The sequence below is a fragment of the Aeromonas sp. 97A genome (assembly GCF_051919185.1).
GTDB classification, from domain to species: Bacteria; Pseudomonadota; Gammaproteobacteria; order Enterobacterales; family Aeromonadaceae; genus Aeromonas; species Aeromonas veronii.
Genome location: NZ_JBQBFF010000001.1, coordinates 4673652 through 4694968 on the forward strand (window position 1 = coordinate 4673652; position 21317 = coordinate 4694968).

The following is a 21317-nucleotide window of genomic DNA, read 5'->3' on the forward strand; positions in this document are numbered from 1 at the left end:
CCATCCCTCTTTTGTTTTAACGGTTTCGCGAGCTATCCGCTTGCAAGTGGCGCGGCGCTCTGCGTGGCTCAGCCGACCTTGAAGGGGGTCAGCTCGGCCAGCGGGGCGGCGTCCATAAAGGCTTGCGGCTCCTGACCCTGTTTGAAGATCTTGAAGTCCTGCTCGCGGGCGCTCCAGTACTCCAGACGCTCGCTGCCGTTTTCTCCGGTGATTTGCAGCAGACTCGCTTCGCGCAGGGCCACCACATATTCGCTCGGGTTGATGGCGCAGAACTCGGCCAGACGCTCGTCGCGGGTCTCGCCCATGTGGCCGCTGATGCAGGCGTCCAGATAGTGCGGGTTGATCTGCAGCGGGAACAGGCCCAGCGCGGGCAGCACGGCGGCGTTGCAGACCGGCATGTCGTTGGTGGTGCGTATGCTCGGGGTCGCCACGTTGCAACCGGCGCTCCAGCCCACATAGGGGACGCCCCGCTCGCGCACGGCACGCTGGATCGGCACGATCAGGCCGTTTTCATGCAGCAGCTGATTCAGGCGCCAGGTGTTGCCGCCGCTGATAAAGATGGCGTCCGCCTGATTGACGGCATCGACCGGATCATCGAAGTGGTGAATGCTGATGGTCTCGATCCCGAGGCTCTCGGTAAGTTCGTTGGCGCGGGCATCCCAGTCGCTGCGGATCACCGCGTAGGGGATGAGCAGAATGCGTTTGACCTGTTTGCGAGCCAGCAGGCTCTGCACCCGGTCGCGGGCCCAGCCGAGCAGGCCGGGAAATTCGTTGGCTTTACCGTTGCTAAGCAGAAGCAGTTCCATCAAATCGTTCCTCAAAAAGTGAAAGCGGAGGAGGGAGGGCCACCGGATCCGCCGTGCGGCCGGATGGCAAGAGGAGGCATGCTACCACCATTGGCGCGGCGGTTCTGTGATCGGAGGGCCTATTCAACGGCTATGGATGAGTTATGGATGGATAACTCAATGCCAAGCGGTGGATTAATGAGCCGTGGTCAACTCGCCAGTCATCGCCAAGAAAAGACCCCGCCGCAGCGGGGTCATGGCAGAGTTAGTCGAGTTTGAGATCGACCCACACCATGCGGTGATCCGAGCTGACCCCTTTGGCGATGCCGAGTTTCGCATCATAGACCAGGTGATAACCGGCCTCGAAGCTGGCAGGCCAGAAGACGCCGCTCTTGACCGCGTTGAGGTTGGCGGAGGGGATGACGTGATCCAGCTGCAGCACGCTGGAGTTGGTGATGCGTTCCGGGTTGGGGCGAGTGAGGTTGCGTTTGCAGTCGGTCCCCTTGCTGACACACTCCGGGCCCCCTTCGCTGACCGGGATCAGGGTGCCATTGGTGATGGCCTGATTCATCAGCGGGTTGTTTAGCAGATCCTGAATGGCGGTCAGGTCACCGTCACCGGTGAGCGGATCGGCATTGAGATCCCCGGCGATGACGAACTTGGCGTTTTTGGCCAACCCACCCTTGGTGCCTTTGTCATCGGTCATGTAGTTGAGACCCTTGACGTAGTCATTCCAGAAGGCGATCTCGGCGCGGTTGTGTTTGACGGTGTGACGCGCTGCGTTGGCAAAGATCGGCGGGGTCGGGTGGGAGATCAGGAAGTGGATCACCTCTTCCCCCTTCTCGGTCTTGATCCGTACCGGCACATCGGCGTGGTTCTTGGAGGAGAGCGGGTACTGCTGCCAGGCTGCGTCTTCATACCAGGCATCGCCACACTGGCGGCTGGCCGGGATCTTGACCTTGGGATTGTTGCAGTCATCGATGACGGGGTTCTGCTCGCCCGGCATATCCTTCCACTTGAAGTGCTGGAAGGTTCGGATCTGCTTGGTGTCGATGGGGTATTTGGACATCACCGCAAAGGCGTACTGGCCGTGGTAGTTGCCAAAGCCCCAGGCATCGTCGGGGCCGATGTTGACCTTGCCATCCAGATTGAGGTCATAACCGCTCATCAGGCCGGTGTTGGTGGCGAAATTCTGCATCACCGGATAGCTGATGGCGGTCACTTCGGCGTGCTGGGCGTGAGCCAGATAGTTGTCGTTGAAGGCTTTCAGATCGGCGGTGCTCTCGCCTTTGCCGTCGTTGTCGAACTCGTTGAGCAGGAACACATCCGGGCGGGTGCGCTGGATGATCTCAGCCACGTTGCGGATCTGCTGCACGTTCTTGGCTTTGGTTTCAGTGGCGCCGCTCAGGCTCCCTTCGGCGAGGCGGGCCAGCAGGGCATCCTGCTCGGTGCGGGTCAGCGCCAGCTCACCGGTCAGCATACCGGCGGCAGTGCGATCAAAAGAGAGGTTGAAGGTGGCAAAACGAACCATGGGATCAGCTGCCTTTGAGTCGTTGTCGCTGTTGCAGCCAGCCAGCATCCCGAGAGAGATGGCGGCAGCCAGTAGGGTTTTGTTGATATTTTTCATTGTAATTGTTCCGTAGCATCAATGAGTTATGCCTTCTGTGAGGCGGCGCCATTATAAGTAGACGGTGATGCTGCGGGGGTTTTGCCTGAGTAAAGTGTGAGGATATTCACACCACATATCTGGCGATGATGAATGTTAGCAGGGCGACATAGGGTGTGAAAAACCGGTTTATACGCAGCAGTTTTCGGGATGAATAGCGCGCGCTGCCAACCATTACCGCACTCTGAGTTTGTCACACCACCATCGGCAGGCCGCTCTCGGGGTGATGGATCACCTGTGCCGGATAGTCATAGAGACGGGCAATCAGCTCGGGGGTCAGCACCTCGGCAGGTGTGCCATCGGCCATCAGTTTGCCCCGTTCCAGCATCACCAGCCGATCGGCATAGCGCGCCGCCAGATTGAGGTCGTGCAGCACCACCAGCACAGCTGTATTGCGGCTGGCCAGGGCGCGCGCCATGGTGAGCAGCTGATGCTGGTATTTCAGGTCCAGCGCCGAGGTGGGTTCGTCGAGCAGCAGCAGGCGGGGTTGCTCGGCTTGCTCGGTCGGGGAGGGAGCTTGCCAGATCTGCGCCAGCACCCGGGCAAACTGCACCCGCTGCCGCTCGCCGCCGGAGAGCCCGGGATAGAGCCGTTTGGCCAGATGCTCGACCCCGGCATGGGTCATGGCCGCTGCCACAATTTCGTCACGCCGCGCCGCCGGTTCACTGTGGGGCAAGCGCCCCATGGCAACCACTTCCTCGCAGAGAAAGGGGAAGTTGAGGGAGGAGCTTTGCGGCAATACCCCGAGCCGGTGGGCCAGCTGGCTGCTGTCCCACTGCCGGCGATCCGCGCCAAACAGAGTGATGGAACCCTCATATTCCAGCTCGCCGGTCAGGCACTTGAGCAGCGAGCTCTTGCCCGCCCCGTTGGGGCCGAGCAGCGCGGTGAGGGTGCCGCTCTCGAGACTAAGATCGAGCCCATCCAGGATCTGGCGCTGGCCACGGCGCAGGCTGAGTCGGCTGCAGCTCAACAGGGGGGCGGAGAGTGAGGATGAGAGTGGTTGCATAACAGTCCGTATCACAGGGCGCGGCGGCCTTTTACCAGCAGCCAGATGAAGAAGGGGGCGCCGAGCAGAGCGGTGATGATGCCCACCGGCAGCTCGGCCGGGGCCAGCAGGGTGCGTGCCAGCATATCGGCTGCCAGCAGCAGGGCGGCGCCAAGCAGGGCCGAGAGCGGCAGCAACCTGACATGGTTGGGGCCCGCTAGCAGGCGCACCAGATGGGGCACTACCAGCCCGACGAAGCCGATCATCCCGGCTACCGCCACCGCCACCCCGACGCCCGCTGCGGTGAGCAGGATCAGGCGACGTTTGAGGGATTGCACATTGACCCCAAGATGACGGGCCTCTCCTTCACCCAGCAGCAGGGCGTTGAGGGGATTGGCATCGCGCATAAAGAGCCACAGCAGGGCCGCCAGGGTGAGCAGGGCCAGCGCCACATCGGCCGGTTTGCCTGCCGCCAGCGTTCCCATCTGCCACAGGCTCAGGTTGCGCAGCATCTGATCGTCCGCCAGATAGGTGAGCAGGCCGATCACTGCACCGGAGAGCGCCGTGATGGCGACCCCGGCCAGCAGCATGACAGTGACCGAGGTGCCCCCCTCACGGGTGCCGAGCAGATAGACCAGGGTGGTGGTGAGCGCGCCGCCGAGAAAGGCGAGCAGCGGCAGCAGACCAACCCCGATGGTGGTTTGCAGCTGCTGGCCGAGGGGGGCCAGCAGCACGATGGCGAGCGCCGCGCCGAGCGCCGCACCGCCGGAGACACCTATGATGCCGGGGTCAGCCAGGGGGTTGCGAAACAGCCCCTGCATCACGGCGCCACAGAGCCCGAGGATCCCCCCCACTGCGATGCAGAGCAGGGTTCTCGGCAGGCGAATTTCCTGCACGATCAGCAGTTTGTGCGACTCAATCCCGCTCTCCTGCCCGGCAAACAGCGCCCGCAGACTCTCGCCCAGGGTGAGGGTCATGGGGCCGGTTGCCAGCGAACCGAGCAGCAACAGCGCCAGTGCGGCCGTGGTGAAGGCCAGCAGCCAGGAGAGGGGTAACCGCATCATGACCCCTGCTTGATCCACTGGGCGATCTGGTTCGCCTGTTGCAGGGAGTTGAGGCTCAGGCCCCCTTGCAGGGCGTGACCGTCGATGGCGTGAATGGCGTTGCGCTTGCCTGCCGGGGTAGCCGCCAAGGCGGGCACTTCGGCCAGCACCTTGGCCGGATCGGCATACTGCTGCCAGTCACGACCGCTGACCAGCACCAGATCGGGCTGCATCTCGATGAGGGATTCGGCGGATACCGGCTTGTAGTTGCGCAACTCGGCGACCGGATTGATGCCGCCTGCCAGCGAGATCAGCGCGCTGGCGGTGGTGTCCCCCCCGGCGATGCTGGTGGGTTGCCCCTTGTGCAGCAGCAGGAAGGCTACCTTGAGCGGTTTGTTCTGTTTGGCTTGCGCCGCCAGCTGATCGGTCTGAGCCTGGATCTCTGCCTTCAGGCGATCGCCAGCAGCTTTATCGCCCAGCAGGCTGGCGAGGGTGTCGATACGCTGGTTGAGGTTGGCGAGAGTCGGCGCGGTATCCAGCACCTCCACCTTGACCCCGGCACGGCGCAGCTGATCCAGGGTCGGGGCCGGCCCCATCTCGTCACTGCCCACCAGTCGGGTGGGGGAGAGGCTCAGGATCCCTTCGGCGGCCAGTGCCCGGTGATAACCCACCTTGGGCAGCCCTTTTGGCAAGGGACTGCTGACATCGGTGGCGATCAGGCTCGATTCACCGCCAAGGGCCAGAATGAGTTCTGTGGTGGCCGGGCCGATACTGACGATACGCTCTTTCTGGCCGTCGGCGGCAACGGCAGAGAAGGGAGAGAATGAACTGCAGAGCAGGGTGATGGCGAGGGCAAGACGACGGCCCATGCTAACCTCCGAAGGGGTGAATGAAACGGGTGTGCCGCCGAGAATATCAAGGCTTTGGAAAAAATGCACTGATAATGATAGCAATTATCAATTGCATTGATTCCAGTGCTTTATTAGAGTAGCCGCCATGATAAACAGCGGGACGACCTGGTCCCGCAGAGGGAGAAAACATGAGCATTGCACAACGCATTCACGCGCTGCTGGAGCAGGATCCCGGCGCTCATCCGTCCATCCTGGCGGCCCAGCTTGCCATCAGTGAATGGGAGGTGGTTCGCCATTTGCCCGCCGAGCTGGTGACCCTGTTGCCCGCCGATCGCGCACAAGGTCTGCTGGAAGATTTGGCCGACTGGGGCCCGGTGACCACCATCGTTGAATCAGAAGGATCCATCTTCGAGGTAAAAGCCCCCTTCCCGAAAGGCAAGGACGCACGCGGTTACTACAACCTGATGGGCCGCGACGGTGAGCTGCATGGTCACCTCAAGCTCGACAACGTGGCGGGGATTGCGCTGGTCAGCAAGCTGTTCATGGGCAAGGAGGGGCACTCCTTCCAGTTCTTCGGTCACTCCGGCCGCTGCATTTTCAAGGTCTATCTGGGTCGCGACGAGAAACGCCAGCTGCTGGCCGATCAGGTCACCCGTTTCATGGCGCTGCGCCACAACTCTCAAGAGGAAGTCAAAGCATGAGTGAACGTCAGGAGCGTCTGCAGAACCGCCTGCAACCGGAGATCCGCGAGTTTCGCGACAGCTGCCGCACCCTGCAGCTCGCCACAGTCGATGGCGAAGGCAACCCCAACGCCAGCTATGCCCCGTTCGTGCTGCAGGAAGATGGCTACTATGTGCTGATCTCCGAGATCGCTCGCCACGCCCGTAACCTGCAACAGGTGCCGCGAGTATCCCTGATGCTGATCGAGGATGAGAGCGGTGCCCGCGAGCTGTTTGCCCGCAAGCGCCTGACCTTCGATGCGGTGGCTGAAGTGGTGGCCCGTGACGACGCCCGCTGGAGCAAGGCGGTGACGGCGCTGGAGGGGCGTTTTGGCGAGATCATCAAGGGTCTCTCCAACCTCAAGGATTTCAAACTGTTCCGCCTCAAACCGGAACAGGGGCTGTTCGTCAAGGGCTTCGGACAGGCGTTCGCGGTTTCCGGTGACGAGCTGGTGGATTTCGTCCATCTGGTGGAAGGGCACAAGCGCATCGACAACGGTGCCGAGCTCACCAGCCCGGCCGATGCGCCGGTCTGACGATCCCTGTCGACCACGACAGCCGTCATAACAAAACGGGCAGCCACTGGGCTGCCCGTTTTTATTGCATTATCTCATCCGGTCTTTTCAATCCTGCCAGCTGGCCTTGTTGGGAAAGGCGCGACGATCGGCGTCGGTGGCCGTTTCGTTGCACTCCCCCCGCACCTTCCAGGAGGTCTGGCTCAGCACGATGTACCCCTGACGGCAATACTGCTTGGTCGCCAGGGTCTCGGTCAGCAGGTTCTCCTGTAACGCCTCTCGCTGTTCCAGCAGCCGCTGGCTCTGGGCCGCCGAGAGACCGCGCGGCAAGGTGTCGTTGGGCGCGGCTTCAAAGGTGAAGCGCTTGCTCCCCTCCTCGTTGATGTGGGTCAGAAACAGGGGCTCCGGCCCGTCATACTTCTGTCCGGGCAAGCTGGAGCAGGCCGACAGCAGGGGAACAATCAACAACAGGGTGGCAGACAACAGGCGCACGACAGACTCCAGTGAGAAACGAGGCGAGGCTCGCAGATTAGCACGGCTGCAGGGCGGGTGTTACTGCCAGCAGCTCGTCGGTGGTGAGCAGGGTCACACTGCGCCCCTCCGGCAGACTGAGGTGGCGCCACATCCAGTGATGGTGCTCGGTGATCTGGGCCGCGCTCAGGTGGGGGCGATCAGCGGTGGTGTGACCATCGCTCAACACCAGCACCTCGTACCCATGGGAGGCGGCACTGCGCACCGTGGTGTCGACGCAAAAATCGGTGGCGCAGCCACAGAGAATGAGTCGATCGACCGGCTGCTCGGCCAGCAGGAAAGCAAGCTCGGTATCGAGAAAGCTGTCACAGGCTGTCTTGCGTACCCGGCTCTCCCCCTTGGCCGGTTGCAGCGCACTGTGCAACTGCCAACCCGGGGTGCCCGGTTCCAGTTCGGTACCGGGGGGCGAGTCATGCTGGATATAGATGACCCGTCCCTGTTGCTGCCTGACATGGGCTGCAGCCCGATTGATATTGGCCAGCACCTGCTCCTGGCGGTAACGGGGCTCGTTGAACAAGCCTTGCTGCACATCGATGATCAGTAACACATCCATATTTTACCCGCCGTTTCCTGGAAGATTAGGGTTGCAGCCACTGGCTGCAGTCACGACTGCGGGATTGATGCAGCGCGCCCATATCTTGCTTCATCTCGTCACTGTTTTGCCAGCGCTTAGGCAGCGGCATGATGGTTACCTGCACATCGGCTGCGGGATCTGCAACAGAGGTCTCATCTGTACGGGGCACGACCAGCGCTACCTTGAGGGCAGGATTGCGGCTGGCGATGCGACTGGTGAGCCCAAGCCCCCCCTCGACGTGGAAATTGCCGGCGATATGCATGATCTGCTGGCCCGGGTGCTTGGCGAGATAATCCACCATGCTCTCGGCCATGGTGTCATCCCAACTGGTCTGGGCGGCGAAGCGGCGGGCGTTGCTGTCGGCATCGCCGTGGTGCATGGAGGCCATAAATTTCTGGCGATAGGGGTCATCCCCCAGCGTCAGCTGGCGGGCCAGCTGGCTGCGACGCGACGCGGGCAGTTTGTCGAGCCACTCAGCCCCCTCCTGACCGACACAGCTCACCAGCGGCTTGGGGGCGTTGGCGGCGATCACCGGCATCCGGTGAGTCTTGGCAAACTCCACCAGCGGGCGGTAGTCGCTCGGATAGTTGGGCCAGGCGTTGCCTTCGCGGATCAAGGCAGCTTCACCAATCTGGTTCGCCAGATAGGCATCCAGCGTCTTCTGATCGGCGCGGCTGAACTGCTCCATGGAGAGGGCCAATGGCCGCCCGTGCTGCTGGCCAGCAGTGTAGAGCCCGCTCAGCAGGCGCGATTGTAACAGATGCACGGCGGGATGGCTGTGCAGCTCCCCCACCAGAATGATGTCGGCGTCGGCAATGCGCGCGATTGTCTGCTCCAGCGTCAGGTCTGCGTCTCCCTCGCTGCTTAGCCGGTAGTCATAGAGCGTCTGCAACTGTGATGACTGGGTCGGTTGGGTGGGGGTGGCACAGGCTGCCAGTAGCAGCGGCAGGGCGAGCAGGGGAAGTCGTCTAATCATGGGATCTCACGGCTGATATGCCCGGATGCCGGTGCATCTCGGGGGGCTAATAGAGAATAAGGGCAACACAGGGCGACAGTGTAAAACCAATTTGGTTCAAAACAAATGAGAATGATTTCGTTTCTTGTTGATCTTTGTCGAGAGCCGGGTAATATGCGGCCTGTTTGATAACAGTTCTCAATAAGGATTCGCTGTGACCCATCATAACGCACTCTCTCTGGTTGCCCTCGCCGTGGCAGCCGGTCTCTCTTCCCAGGTCTTTGCTGCCACCCAGAAGGCGGATGAAGTCGTGGTCGTCAGCGGCTCACGGATGGAGCAAAAACTGGAAGATGTCTCCGGCCCCATCTCGGTGATCACCGCCAAGCAGATTGAAGAGCAGGTCGTCACCAACGTCGCCGACCTGTTCCGCTACGAACCCGGTGTGACCGTGCTCGGCGGTCAGGGTGATGCGCAGACCTTCATCATCCGCGGCATGGGTGAAAACCGGGTCAAGGTGGTGCGCGACGGTGTGCGCCAGAACGATGCTTACAGCAAGGGCGGTGTCGGTCAGAGCTACTTTGATACCGACATGATCAAGCAGGTGGAAGTGGCCAAGGGGCCGGCGTCTGCCGCCTACGGCTCCGATGCGCTGGGTGGCGTGATTGCCATCACCACCAAGGATGCCAGCGATTTCCTCAAGGGCAAGGAGAGCTATCTGGATGTGACCAGCGGTTACGCCTCCAGCAGCCACCAGAAGATGGCGGGCTTTACCGGCGCCCTGCGCACTGGTGAAGTGGAGAACCTGCTGCGCTACACCTGGCGCGATGGCGGTGTGACCCAGAATTTCGACTCCACCAAGAACGACTTCGATATCGGTACCCACGCCCTGCTGCTCAAGAGCAAGTGGAACCTCTCCGATGAGCAGTTCCTCAAGCTGACCGTTGACTACCTGACCGATGGCGAGGAGCCGGATGCGGTCAAGCTCAACAAGGTCGGTACCGGTACTGCCCGTGTCTTTGATCAGCCCATCACCGACAAGCAGACCGACAACCTCTCTGTGGTGCTGGATCACGGCATCGCGCTGAATCAAGGCTGGGCCGATCGGATGGATAGCAAGGTTTACTTCGCCCGCACCAAGCAGACGCTGGATCAGTACGCCTCATCCAAGTATCCGGTCAGCCCCGGCAACCCCTATGTGACCAAAAACTCGCTGGATCACAACGTGTTCGATCAGAAGAACATCGGCGCCCAGCTGCAGTTCCACAAGGCGGTCGCCAACCATCGCCTGGCCTGGGGGGCTGAATACGAGCACACCGACAACGAACGTACCCGTTACAAGGGGCCGACGACTCCCGGTGATTTTGTCGGCTACAACGAGCTGAGCTTCCCGGCTACCACCAGCGAGCGCAGCGCCCTGTGGGCCTTTGACGAGATCAAGTTTGGCGAGCGCTGGGTACTGACCCCGGGTGCCCGTTATGACTACTACCGGATGACCCCGGACAACGATCCGGCCTACACAGGCGACAAGCTGCACAAGTTCTCCGAAGGGGAGTTGTCACCCAAGCTGGGTCTGGTGTTCAAGGCCCACGAGGCGGCCAACCTGTTCGCCCAGTACAGCCACGGTTTCAAGGCCCCCATGTATGACAGCGCCTTCTCCACCCTGAACCATCAGGCGTACGGCTATCGCATCGAGCCCAACCCGAACCTCAATCCGGAGAGCAGCGACGGCATCGATCTCGGCGTACGTGGCAGCAGCAATGGCTTCAGCTATGAAGTAGCCAGCTTCTACAACAAGTTTGAAGACTTCATCGAGATGGTTGAAGTGGGCAAAGAGGGGAGAACCGCTGTCTACCAGTACCAGAACCTGAGCAAGGCGACCACCAAAGGGGTCGAAGCCAAGGCGGATTACTGGCTCAACGACATCGTCAATGTATGGGGCAACCTCGCCTACATCGAAGGTAAGGATGGGGATGGCAACTACATCAACAGCATGAGCCCGCTCAATGGCTCGATCGGTGTGCGTCTGGAACAGTCCCAATGGAACTTCAACACCGCGCTGCGCTTTGCTGACGACATGGACAAAGTCCGTAAAGACAGCAAAGGCAACGATTATGTGAAGAGCGCCGGTTGGGGTGTGGTGGATATGTACGCCCAGTTCAACCCGATGACCGACCTGCAGCTCAACGTCGGGGTCTTCAACCTGTTTGACAAGGAGTACACCAGCTACGAGCGCATCGCCGGTCGTGCCGAGGGCTCCGATAACAGCATGATGACCGAACCGGGCCGCAACCTGAGTGCACGGGTCAAATACGTATTCTAAAGAGCAAACAACAGACGCAGATGATCAAAGGGGCTTCGGCCCCTTTTTTGTCGCCGCCATGTTGTGACGATGGAGCAGATCAAATGTTTGCCTAAAAAAGAAACCCGCCGTGGGCGGGTGGAAGGATTGCAACACTAACCAGGAGGAGGTGTTACCAAGTAGACCCCACCTCTTCGGTAATAGTTCAATTTTATTGAAGTTTTTTCGTTTTCTGCGCAGGGTTTCCATCGGGATCTGCGGTGGCGGATGGGTTATCATTCTGCTCCCGTCATCCGGTTGCAGAGGATCTATGCCCGCGTTTTCCTGGTTAGCGTTCTTTTTCGGCGCCTTCTATTTTGTCTACGGTGCTTACTTGCCGTTCTGGTCGCTCTGGCTGGAGGGGGTGGGCGTCAGCGCCGAGATGATTGGTCTCCTGCTGGGGGCGGGGATGGCGATCCGCTTTGCCGGCAACCTGATGGTGATGGGGCAGATCAAGGGGGCGGGCCATCTGTTGCCGGTTACCCGGTTGCTCTCCCTGCTCAGTTTGCTGGCGTTTCTCGGTTTCTATCTCAGTCATAACCTCTGGTGGCTGGTGGGCTTGACCCTGCTGGCGAACTTTATTTATCCGACCCTGATGCCGGTGGGGGAGGCGCTGGCGACCCGCATGGTGGTGCAGGCGCACCTCGATTACGGCAAGGTGCGGCTGTGCGGCTCCTTTGCCTTTATTGTCGCCTCGACCTTGGTGGGGGCGCTGGTGGGGAATTTTGGTAGCGACTGGATTTTGCACACCATGGTAGCGGGGTTGGCGCTGATGCTGCTGCTCAGCTGGCTGCCGCTCTATCCGGCGCCACAGGATAGTCAGGGCGAGCGGGCCAAGGCCTCTTTGCTGGCGACTCTGCGCAGCGCACCGGTGCGGCGTTTCCTGTTGCTGACAGCTCTGCTGCAGGGGAGCCACGCCGCCTATTACGGTTTCAGCGCCATCTACTGGAAGGCGCAAGGATATAGCGGCACCATCATCGGCTATCTCTGGGCGCTCGGGGTGGTGGCGGAGATCTGTATGTTTGCCGCCGACAAGCGTTTCTTGCAGCGCTTTGGCGCCCAGAGTCTCTTTATCGCAGGTGCCATCGGTTGTGTTGTGCGCTGGGTATTGTTGGGTGCCTCGACCGAGTTGTGGGTGCTGGTGGCGGGGCAATTGCTCCACTCGGTGACGTTCGGCATGAGTCATCTCGGGGCGGTGCGTTTTATGACTCGCCAGCTGCCCGCCGAGCAGTTGATCCCGACTCAGGCGCTCTATGCGGCCCTTGGCCTCGGCATGACGGTGGCGGCTCTGATGGCACTCTGCGGCGTGCTGTTCGAGCCTCTCGGCGGCGGCATCTTCTTCCTGATGGTGCTGGTGGTCTTGCCGGTGTTCTTCCTGCGGCTGCGCCCCTTTGCGCCGTCTGCGCAGGAGAGTGCTCCAGCCTGATATTTGTCTATTTGAATCATCACCTAACAAAAGGGAGAGCCACGGCTCTCCCTTTTTCGTTGCTGCGGTTTGCGGCGTTACTGCTGCTCGCCAAGATAGAGGCGGCTGAGGCGGCGGCAAGTATCCGAGCCGATGGTGCCGGCAAGCAGCTCATTGGAGGCGGCATCAAAGCGGCCATCCGGCAGCCAGCCCAGTTGGGGCAGCAGTTGCGCCAGCGTCACGTCATTGTGCTGCAGCTCCCGCTCCAGCGCTTCCCAGAAGGCGCTCCCCTTGACGTAAAAGAGCGGGTAGTAGGAGTGATCGCCCGTCAGCACCTCGCGAGCAGCCCGATAGAGGCCGCTATCGCTATGGGGCAGCTGTTTGCCCCGCTCGGCCAGCTCGTTGACCGCCGTGACTTGATGCAGCCGAAAGCGGCGCAGCGCTTTGATGGCAAGGTATTCGGCGAGGCTCTCGTTGACCTAGGTGGGTTGTGGAGCAGAGTGGCGAGCGCTGAGGATATGCACCGCCTCGTGGGCCGAGGTGCGTAGCAGGCGCAGGGGCGCCTGTGGCGTCGGCTTGCCATTCATGGTTGGGTAGTTGGAGACAAACACCTGATCCCCGGCGGCTCCGCCAAGGGAGTGGGTTGCCACATCTCGCCCGAGCCACACCTGTTGCCATGGATGAGTGGGCGGGGCCACATCAAGCTGGAAGGCCAGATAGTCGATGATCTCATTCAGTTGCTGCTGCAAGGCCGGCAGATCGAGCTGATTGGCGGTCTCGTCATGGCTCAGCACCAGCCGCGGATCCGGCTTGGTGACGGGCACAGTGTCCAGACCAAATGGCAGGATCAGCGGCGGCCGGTTGACATCCGGCAGTGGTTGGCAGCTGCCATCCGGCAGACAAACCTTTCCTTGGCGGCTCCCCATCTGGCGCACAAAGTTACCCCACTCGGTCAATAGCCACTGGTTGGGAGCAAACAGCAGCGACTGTTGGGCCGAGGCATCCGCACCCTCTGCCGGAGCCGGTGTGAGCGTGATCTGCCAGCCGATCTCCTTGCAAGAGAAGGGTTGGTTGAGGGCAACCGGCTGGTTGTCTGCAAGGCAGACCAGCGCGGGGGAAACCGGCGCAGCACGGCTCGGCAACTGACGAGCGGGGTGCAGGGTAAAGGGAGGCTTGCCCTGCATGGTGAGGCGCACTTGCAGCACATTGGCGCTGGCGCCCTGCTCGATAAGGTAGCGGGGGCCGCTCGCGTCATTGCCTGCGCAGGCCCACAGCGGCAGCAGCCACAGGGCAAACAGGGTGATATGACGACTCATAAGAGGGTTAGCGCTCCTGCTCGTAGCCCAGCAGATCGCCGGGCTGGCATTTGAGTTCACGGCAGATGGCCTCCAGAGTGGAGAAGCGCACCGCCTTGGCGTGGCCATTCTTGAGGATCGAGAGGTTGGCCTCGGTGATGTCGATACGCTGGGCCAGTTCGCGGGCGGTCATTTTGCGCTCGGCCAGCAGTGCATCGAGGCGGATGATAATGGGCATAGGATCCTCACACCGTCAGTTGCTGTTCATCGGCCAGCAGTTTTGCCTCGCGCATGACCAGTGCCAGCGCCAGTACGATCAGTCCCGCCAGCAGTACCCGGAAATCTGAGGTACTCAGCGCTATGGTACCGAGTACTTCCGGGCCTCTCATGGTGAGCACCGTATCCAGCAAGGGGGTCAGGATCAACTCGACCAGGAAGGTTGTACAGAGCAGCAGTCCGATCTGCCGATAGCGGCGGATCTGCTCGAAGGTGAAGAGCAGACCGGCGCGGTAGCCACGAAACAGCTGGCGCAGTTGCCAGAGCATCATCATAAAGACCAGATCCGGCAACAGCTGTACCAGGGTGCCGAGCAGCCGGGTGGAGAAGTGAAGGGGATAGTCGGCAGGATTGATGCCGGGGCGGCTCAAGATGGTGTTGAGCAAAAGAAACCCGCCGTGGGCGGGTGGAAGGATTGCAACACTAACCAGGAGGAGGTGTTACCAAGTAGACCCCACCTCTTCGGTAATAGTTCAATTTTATTGAAGTTTTTTCGTTTTCTGCGCAGGGTTTCCATCGGGATCTGCGGTGGCGGATGGGTTATCATTCTGCTCCCGTCATCCGGTTGCAGAGGATCTATGCCCGCGTTTTCCTGGTTAGCGTTCTTTTTCGGCGCCTTCTATTTTGTCTACGGTGCTTACTTGCCGTTCTGGTCGCTCTGGCTGGAGGGGGTGGGCGTCAGCGCCGAGATGATTGGTCTCCTGCTGGGGGCGGGGATGGCGATCCGCTTTGCCGGCAACCTGATGGTGATGGGGCAGATCAAGGGGGCGGGCCATCTGTTGCCGGTTACCCGGTTGCTCTCCCTGCTCAGTTTGCTGGCGTTTCTCGGTTTCTATCTCAGTCATAACCTCTGGTGGCTGGTGGGCTTGACCCTGCTGGCGAACTTTATTTATCCGACCCTGATGCCGGTGGGGGAGGCGCTGGCGACCCGCATGGTGGTGCAGGCGCACCTCGATTACGGCAAGGTGCGGCTGTGCGGCTCCTTTGCCTTTATTGTCGCCTCGACCTTGGTGGGGGCGCTGGTGGGGAATTTTGGTAGCGACTGGATTTTGCACACCATGGTAGCGGGGTTGGCGCTGATGCTGCTGCTCAGCTGGCTGCCGCTCTATCCGGCGCCACAGGATAGTCAGGGCGAGCGGGCCAAGGCCTCTTTGCTGGCGACTCTGCGCAGCGCACCGGTGCGGCGTTTCCTGTTGCTGACAGCTCTGCTGCAGGGGAGCCACGCCGCCTATTACGGTTTCAGCGCCATCTACTGGAAGGCGCAAGGATATAGCGGCACCATCATCGGCTATCTCTGGGCGCTCGGGGTGGTGGCGGAGATCTGTATGTTTGCCGCCGACAAGCGTTTCTTGCAGCGCTTTGGCGCCCAGAGTCTCTTTATCGCAGGTGCCATCGGTTGTGTTGTGCGCTGGGTATTGTTGGGTGCCTCGACCGAGTTGTGGGTGCTGGTGGCGGGGCAATTGCTCCACTCGGTGACGTTCGGCATGAGTCATCTCGGGGCGGTGCGTTTTATGACTCGCCAGCTGCCCGCCGAGCAGTTGATCCCGACTCAGGCGCTCTATGCGGCCCTTGGCCTCGGCATGACGGTGGCGGCTCTGATGGCACTCTGCGGCGTGCTGTTCGAGCCTCTCGGCGGCGGCATCTTCTTCCTGATGGTGCTGGTGGTCTTGCCGGTGTTCTTCCTGCGGCTGCGCCCCTTTGCGCCGTCTGCGCAGGAGAGTGCTCCAGCCTGATATTTGTCTATTTGAATCATCACCTAACAAAAGGGAGAGCCACGGCTCTCCCTTTTTCGTTGCTGCGGTTTGCGGCGTTACTGCTGCTCGCCAAGATAGAGGCGGCTGAGGCGGCGGCAAGTATCCGAGCCGATGGTGCCGGCAAGCAGCTCATTGGAGGCGGCATCAAAGCGGCCATCCGGCAGCCAGCCCAGTTGGGGCAGCAGTTGCGCCAGCGTCACGTCATTGTGCTGCAGCTCCCGCTCCAGCGCTTCCCAGAAGGCGCTCCCCTTGACGTAAAAGAGCGGGTAGTAGGAGTGATCGCCCGTCAGCACCTCGCGAGCAGCCCGATAGAGGCCGCTATCGCTATGGGGCAGCTGTTTGCCCCGCTCGGCCAGCTCGTTGACCGCCGTGACTTGATGCAGCCGAAAGCGGCGCAGCGCTTTGATGGCAAGGTATTCGGCGAGGCTCTCGTTGACCTAGGTGGGTTGTGGAGCAGAGTGGCGAGCGCTGAGGATATGCACCGCCTCGTGGGCCGAGGTGCGTAGCAGGCGCAGGGGCGCCTGTGGCGTCGGCTTGCCATTCATGGTTGGGTAGTTGGAGACAAACACCTGATCCCCGGCGGCTCCGCCAAGGGAGTGGGTTGCCACATCTCGCCCGAGCCACACCTGTTGCCATGGATGAGTGGGCGGGGCCACATCAAGCTGGAAGGCCAGATAGTCGATGATCTCATTCAGTTGCTGCTGCAAGGCCGGCAGATCGAGCTGATTGGCGGTCTCGTCATGGCTCAGCACCAGCCGCGGATCCGGCTTGGTGACGGGCACAGTGTCCAGACCAAATGGCAGGATCAGCGGCGGCCGGTTGACATCCGGCAGTGGTTGGCAGCTGCCATCCGGCAGACAAACCTTTCCTTGGCGGCTCCCCATCTGGCGCACAAAGTTACCCCACTCGGTCAATAGCCACTGGTTGGGAGCAAACAGCAGCGACTGTTGGGCCGAGGCATCCGCACCCTCTGCCGGAGCCGGTGTGAGCGTGATCTGCCAGCCGATCTCCTTGCAAGAGAAGGGTTGGTTGAGGGCAACCGGCTGGTTGTCTGCAAGGCAGACCAGCGCGGGGGAAACCGGCGCAGCACGGCTCGGCAACTGACGAGCGGGGTGCAGGGTAAAGGGAGGCTTGCCCTGCATGGTGAGGCGCACTTGCAGCACATTGGCGCTGGCGCCCTGCTCGATAAGGTAGCGGGGGCCGCTCGCGTCATTGCCTGCGCAGGCCCACAGCGGCAGCAGCCACAGGGCAAACAGGGTGATATGACGACTCATAAGAGGGTTAGCGCTCCTGCTCGTAGCCCAGCAGATCGCCGGGCTGGCATTTGAGTTCACGGCAGATGGCCTCCAGAGTGGAGAAGCGCACCGCCTTGGCGTGGCCATTCTTGAGGATCGAGAGGTTTGTTGAGCTTCTCCTGCAGAAAATCGGCGCCACCGAAGGGGGTCCACACCTCCAGCAAGGTGATCAAAGGGGTAGCCAGCAGTGCCAGCAGCAGCAGCCATTCGATCAGCATGCTCGAGCGTTCGAGTTTGTTGGAGATCATCTCATTCCTCACTGTGATGGTTTTATCTGAAAGGTAAAGTTTATCGTTTATCAATATTCACATCGGCAATGTTTATTGTTTTGCGATATACAGTCAAGATAAAACTTATTGAAAAACGATAATTTCAATCTGTCCGAAGGGGATGACTTTTGGCTGCTGCCTCTCTAGACTGGCGAGGTTGTATACAAAAACTCAACATGGACAAGGAGTTATCGATGCACCAGGGATGGCTGCTGATCGGATTGTCGCTCACCTATCTGGGGCTGCTGTTTCTGATCGCCTTCGTGGCAGACAAGCACAAACGGCACCGTCTCAAGGGGCAACCGCTGCTCTACAGCCTGTCGCTGGCTGTCTACTGCACCTCCTGGACCTTCTTCGGCACCGTGGGGCAGGCGAGTGAATCCCCCTGGTCGCCGGTGCCCATCTACCTTGGCCCCATGCTGGTCTTTCTGTTTGGCTGGCGGCTGCTGGCCCGCCTTATTCTGGTGGCCAAGCGCGAGCACATCACCTCCATCGCCGACTTTATCGCCGCCCGTTACGGCAAATCCCAGCGGCTTGCCATGGTGATCGCCCTCATCGCCATCATGGGGATCCTCCCCTATCTGGTGTTGCAGCTCAAAGCCATTGTCACCGGGCTGGATCTGCTGATGGTCAACAGCGGCGGCATCAGCCCGACCAGCAATACCAGCGAGCTGGCGCTCGGGGTCACCCTGCTGCTGGCGCTGTTCAGCATCCTGTTCGGTACTCGCCATCTCGATGCCACCGAGCACCACAGGGGGATGGTGGTGGCCATCGCTTTCGAGTCGGTGGTCAAATTGCTGGCCTTTATCGCGGTGGGGGGCTTCGCCCTCTGGCTGATCCTGAGCAAACCGGGCGAGGCTCACGAGCAGGTGACCCGCGACTTTTTTGCACAGGTGGTGGCGGTGAGCCCCGGCAACCTGCTGGAGCTTGCCATCTATACAGTGCTGGCGATGTGCGCCGTCATCTGCCTGCCGCGCCAGTTTCATGTGACTGTGGTGGAGAACAATCAGGGGCAGGATCTGCACTGGGCGCGCTGGATCTTCCCGCTCTACCTGTTCGTGATGGGGCTCTTTATCTGGCCGCTGGCGCTGGCGGGCAAGCAGTGGGTCGGGGCTGACATGGCCTCCGACACCTATGTGATCAGTCTGCCGATGGCCCTCGGTTTCGATGGCATGGCGATGCTGGCGTTTCTCGGCGGCACCTCGGCGGCCACCGGCATGGTGATCGTCTGCACCATCGCACTGGCGATCATGGTGAGCAACGATCTGGTGCTGCCGGTGCTGTTACGCCGCTTCTGGCGGCAGGGGCGCGACGAGCGGCTGGTGCGGCTGCTGTTGCAGGTGCGCCGTGGCGCCATCCTGCTGATCTTGCTGGCGGCCTGGGGGCTCTACCTCTGGCTCGGCGATCTCACCAGCTTGTCGCGCATCGGTTACCTCTCCTTTGGCGCGGTGGCCCAGTTTGCGCCGGCCCTGCTGCTCGGCCTCTACTGGCGTCACGGCAATCGCAAGGGGGTCTATCTTGGGTTGAGCCTCGGGGTGAGCCTCTGGTTCGTGACCCTGCTGGTGGAGAGCGGGCTGCTGGCGGGCTCGCCCTTGGCCGAGCTGCTGGCGCCGCCGGACTGGCCCGCATTTCGCGAGCTGAGTCTCGGGGCCTGGTGCATCTTCCTGAGCCTGCTCTTCAACCTGCTCGGTTATGTGGCCGGTTCTCTGCTGTCGCGCCCTGCGGTGAGCGAGCGGCTGCAGGCGGCCAATTTTGTCGGCAAGCCGAGCCGCGATACCGCCGCCCTCTATCAGGCGCGGGTCTCGGTCAAGGAGCTGGAGATGCTGGCGGCCCGCTTTGTCGGTTCAAGCCGGGTCAAGCGCGCTTTTGGTCGCTTCGCCGGTGAGCGGGGCGGCACCCTTGCTCCGCAGATGCAGGCCTCGGCCGAGCTGATTGCCCACACCGAGCGGCTGCTGGCGGGGGTGTTTGGCACCTCGTCGGCACGGCTGGTGCTCGCCTCTGCTCTGCAGGGGCGCAACATGCAGCTTGAGGAGATCGCCACCATAGTCGATGAGGCTTCCGACGTGTTTCGCTTCAACCGCGGCCTGCTGCAGGGGGCGATCGAGCATATCGGGCAGGGGATCTCGGTGGTGGACAGGGAGCTTCGGCTGGTGGCCTGGAACCGCCGCTACATCGAGCTGTTCCACTATCCGCCCGGGCTTATTCAGGCTGGGCGTCCTATTGAGGAGATCATCCGCTACAACGCCCAGCAGGGGCTCTGTGGCTCCGGTGATATCGAGGATCATGTGGCGCGGCGGGTCGCCTTTATGAAGCGCGGTAGCGCCCATATCTCGGCGCGGGAGCGCCCGGACGGGCGGGTGATCGAGATGCAGGGCAACCCCATGCCCGCCGGTGGTTTCGTCATGACCTTTACCGACATCACGCCGTTTCGCGATGCGGAGCGGGTGCTGCGCGAAGCGAACGAACATCTGGAGGCGCGGGTGGCCGAGCGCACCCGTGAGCTCTCCGAGCTCAACCGTCAACTGCTGCTGGTGAACCAGCAGGTGGAGCGGGCCAATCAATCCAAGAGCCGTTTTCTGGCGGCGGTCAGCCATGATCTGACCCAGCCCCTCAATGCCGCCAAGCTGTTTACCTCCTCCCTGCTGGAGATGCTGCCCGATGCTGGTGAGCAGGCCCGCATCGCCCGCCATATCGACGATGCGCTGGGGGCGACCGAGGATCTTATCACCGATCTGCTCGATATCTCGCGGCTCGAAGCGGGCAAGTTCAAGGCCAAGAAGCTCGACTTCGCACTGCGCGATCTGCTCGACAACCTCAAGGCGGAGTTTGGCGTGCTGGCCCAGGCGGGGGGGATCCACTTCTCGGTGGTGGAGAGCAAGCATGCGGTGCACAGCGATGTGCGGCTGCTGCGTCGGGTGCTGCAGAACTTCCTCACCAATGCGTTTCGCTACAACCCGGGGGGCAGGGTGCTGCTTGGTTGCCGCCGGATGGGGGAGAAGATCCGCATCGAGGTGTGGGACAACGGCCCCGGCATCCCGCAGGACAAGCAGGAGGCTATTTTTGACGAGTTCTCCCGCCTCGATCACTCCCGCACCGCCAAGGAGCAGGGGCTGGGTCTGGGGCTTGCCATCGCCCGTGGCATCTCGCAGGTGCTCGGTCATCAGCTCACATTGCAGAGCTGGCCGGGCAAGGGATCGGTTTTTGCGGTGACCCTCAATCTGGCGACCCGGCCGGTCACTGCCCATCAGCTGGCCGCGCCGGTGGCGCGTGACAGCCAGCTGGAGGGGGTAGCCGTGCTATGTATCGACAACGAGCGGGACATTCTGACCGCCATGAGCACCCTGCTCGGCCGTTGGGGCTGCGAGGTGCGCTGCGCCGTCGATCTGGCCGAAGCCGAGGAGCTGGTGGCACAAGGGTTTGTGCCGAGACTGGTGCTCTCCGACTACCACCTCGACGATGGCAAGACCGGGTTGGAGGCTCTCGCTACCCTGCAACGGGTGTGTGGCGACGAGCTGGGAGGCATCATCATCAGTGCCGATCGCAAGAGCGAGTTGCAGGCGCAGATCCGCGAGCGGGGGTATGGCTACATCAGCAAACCGGTCAAACCGCTCAAACTGCGGGCCCTGATGAACAGCCTGCTGCTGCGCTAGCCACATCCGGGGCGGCTAGCCGTGAACCGGCTCACAAAACCGCGCAATGATCCTGTGGCCCGTGGTCATGGATGAATGCGAAAACAGAGATTTATTGGCGAAGATCTCTTCATCTTCCTGCGCAATCGCCGCCAGTTACAGTATTGGCTTGCCACTGTCGTTGAACGCCGACAGTGGCAGACCGGATTGGCTCACTCTATAGTCGGGATGCGATTTTTTGCATCGCAAATGAAGTAACCGAAGGGCAAACCGATCGCAAGATCGGGACGCAAAGCTTCCGGTCCAGGGATGAGCCGTACTTGAGATAGCGGGGCCACCACAGGTTGTTGTGCACCTTTGCCAAGAGGCCGCACTGCCGTCTGCGTTACCTGTCAGGGCGTAGCCCTTTTCGTTGCCAACATAACGAAATAG

At 61.3% G+C, this 21317-nt stretch carries 15 protein-coding genes, 4 pseudogenes and 1 riboswitch; of the genes and pseudogenes, 6 read left to right on the forward strand and 13 right to left on the reverse strand.

Annotation, left to right across the window (positions count from 1 at the left end):
• Positions 1-68 precede the first annotated feature (68 nt).
• From pepE to ACTG27_RS21515, 5 genes are all read right to left on the reverse strand, one after another.
• Positions 69-806, reverse strand: a complete 738-nt coding sequence (gene pepE / locus ACTG27_RS21495; protein ID WP_338773914.1) for a dipeptidase PepE — start codon at positions 804-806, stop codon at positions 69-71.
• 244 nt (positions 807-1050) lie between these two features.
• The gene (locus ACTG27_RS21500) at positions 1051-2412 is read right to left on the reverse strand and encodes an endonuclease/exonuclease/phosphatase family protein (protein WP_338773916.1); all 1362 of its coding nucleotides are present in this window, start codon (positions 2410-2412) and stop codon (positions 1051-1053) included.
• Positions 2413-2644: 232 nt separating this feature from the next.
• Positions 2645-3457, reverse strand: coding sequence for a heme ABC transporter ATP-binding protein (locus ACTG27_RS21505; RefSeq protein ID WP_120415526.1), 813 nt, complete (start codon positions 3455-3457; stop codon positions 2645-2647).
• Between the two features lie 11 nt (positions 3458-3468).
• Positions 3469-4500, reverse strand: coding sequence for a FecCD family ABC transporter permease (locus tag ACTG27_RS21510; RefSeq protein WP_162516421.1), 1032 nt, complete (start codon positions 4498-4500; stop codon positions 3469-3471).
• Positions 4497-5348 carry a heme/hemin ABC transporter substrate-binding protein gene (locus tag ACTG27_RS21515; RefSeq protein WP_335873603.1) on the reverse strand — a complete coding sequence of 284 codons (852 nt, stop codon included), beginning with the start codon at positions 5346-5348 and terminating at the stop codon, positions 4497-4499. Before ACTG27_RS21515 ends, ACTG27_RS21510 begins: the two co-directional genes overlap by 4 nt.
• Positions 5349-5518: 170 nt before the next feature.
• Here ACTG27_RS21515 and hutX point away from each other — a divergent pair, with 170 nt between their 5' ends.
• Together hutX and hutZ are read left to right on the forward strand one after the other, a co-directional pair.
• Entirely contained in the window at positions 5519-6031 is a 513-nt protein-coding gene (gene hutX / locus ACTG27_RS21520; protein WP_439980424.1) for a heme utilization cystosolic carrier protein HutX, read from the forward strand.
• A complete protein-coding gene (gene hutZ / locus ACTG27_RS21525; protein ID WP_108612989.1) occupies positions 6028-6585 on the forward strand; it encodes a heme utilization protein HutZ in 558 nt (185 codons plus the stop codon). Before hutX ends, hutZ begins: the two co-directional genes overlap by 4 nt.
• An 87-nt stretch (positions 6586-6672) precedes the next feature.
• Here the strand turns inward: hutZ and ACTG27_RS21530 are convergent, their stop codons facing one another.
• The 3 genes from ACTG27_RS21530 to ACTG27_RS21540 are packed head-to-tail and all read right to left on the reverse strand — an operon-like array spanning position 6673 to position 8645.
• Positions 6673-7056, reverse strand: a complete 384-nt coding sequence (locus ACTG27_RS21530; RefSeq protein WP_005335256.1) for a hypothetical protein — start codon at positions 7054-7056, stop codon at positions 6673-6675.
• 37 nt (positions 7057-7093) lie between these two features.
• Complete coding sequence (locus ACTG27_RS21535) at positions 7094-7648, reverse strand: cysteine hydrolase family protein (RefSeq protein ID WP_005348211.1); 555 nt, start codon at positions 7646-7648, stop codon at positions 7094-7096.
• Between the two features lie 25 nt (positions 7649-7673).
• Positions 7674-8645 carry a ChaN family lipoprotein gene (locus ACTG27_RS21540; protein ID WP_439980426.1) on the reverse strand — a complete coding sequence of 324 codons (972 nt, stop codon included), beginning with the start codon at positions 8643-8645 and terminating at the stop codon, positions 7674-7676.
• Positions 8646-8838: 193 nt separating this feature from the next.
• On the opposite strand from ACTG27_RS21540, the gene ACTG27_RS21545 reads away from it, so the two are divergent.
• A complete protein-coding gene (locus ACTG27_RS21545) occupies positions 8839-10944 on the forward strand; it encodes a TonB-dependent hemoglobin/transferrin/lactoferrin family receptor (protein ID WP_439980428.1) in 2106 nt (701 codons plus the stop codon).
• A 289-nt stretch (positions 10945-11233) separates the two neighbouring features.
• Entirely contained in the window at positions 11234-12388 is a 1155-nt protein-coding gene (locus tag ACTG27_RS21550) for a 3-phenylpropionate MFS transporter (protein WP_439980430.1), read from the forward strand.
• A 77-nt stretch (positions 12389-12465) separates the two neighbouring features.
• On the opposite strand, the pseudogene ACTG27_RS21555 reads toward ACTG27_RS21550, so the two are convergent.
• The 3 genes and pseudogenes from ACTG27_RS21555 to ACTG27_RS21565 form a co-directional block, all read right to left on the reverse strand.
• Positions 12466-13683 (reverse strand): annotated as a pseudogene (locus ACTG27_RS21555) (hypothetical protein).
• A gap of 7 nt (positions 13684-13690) precedes the next feature.
• Positions 13691-13900 (reverse strand): helix-turn-helix domain-containing protein, encoded by a 210-nt coding sequence (locus ACTG27_RS21560; RefSeq protein ID WP_005335250.1) that lies wholly within the window; start codon positions 13898-13900, stop codon positions 13691-13693.
• A gap of 7 nt (positions 13901-13907) precedes the next feature.
• Positions 13908-14285 (reverse strand): annotated as a pseudogene (locus ACTG27_RS21565) (DUF2975 domain-containing protein); the annotation flags it as partial.
• A 231-nt stretch (positions 14286-14516) separates the two neighbouring features.
• On the opposite strand from ACTG27_RS21565, the gene ACTG27_RS21570 reads away from it, so the two are divergent.
• On the forward strand, positions 14517-15671 hold the full coding sequence (locus tag ACTG27_RS21570; RefSeq protein ID WP_439980430.1) for a 3-phenylpropionate MFS transporter: 1155 nt from the start codon (positions 14517-14519) through the stop codon (positions 15669-15671).
• 77 nt (positions 15672-15748) lie between these two features.
• Here ACTG27_RS21570 and ACTG27_RS21575 read toward each other — a convergent pair.
• Positions 15749-16966 (reverse strand): annotated as a pseudogene (locus ACTG27_RS21575) (hypothetical protein).
• 7 nt (positions 16967-16973) lie between these two features.
• Positions 16974-17102 (reverse strand): annotated as a pseudogene (locus ACTG27_RS21580) (helix-turn-helix domain-containing protein); the annotation flags it as partial.
• 348 nt (positions 17103-17450) lie between these two features.
• Between ACTG27_RS21580 and ACTG27_RS21585 the strand changes: the two are divergent.
• Complete coding sequence (locus ACTG27_RS21585; protein WP_439980432.1) at positions 17451-20906, forward strand: hybrid sensor histidine kinase/response regulator; 3456 nt, start codon at positions 17451-17453, stop codon at positions 20904-20906.
• Between the two features lie 233 nt (positions 20907-21139).
• A riboswitch (cyclic di-GMP riboswitch) is annotated at positions 21140-21227 on the forward strand.
• Positions 21228-21317 lie beyond the last annotated feature (90 nt).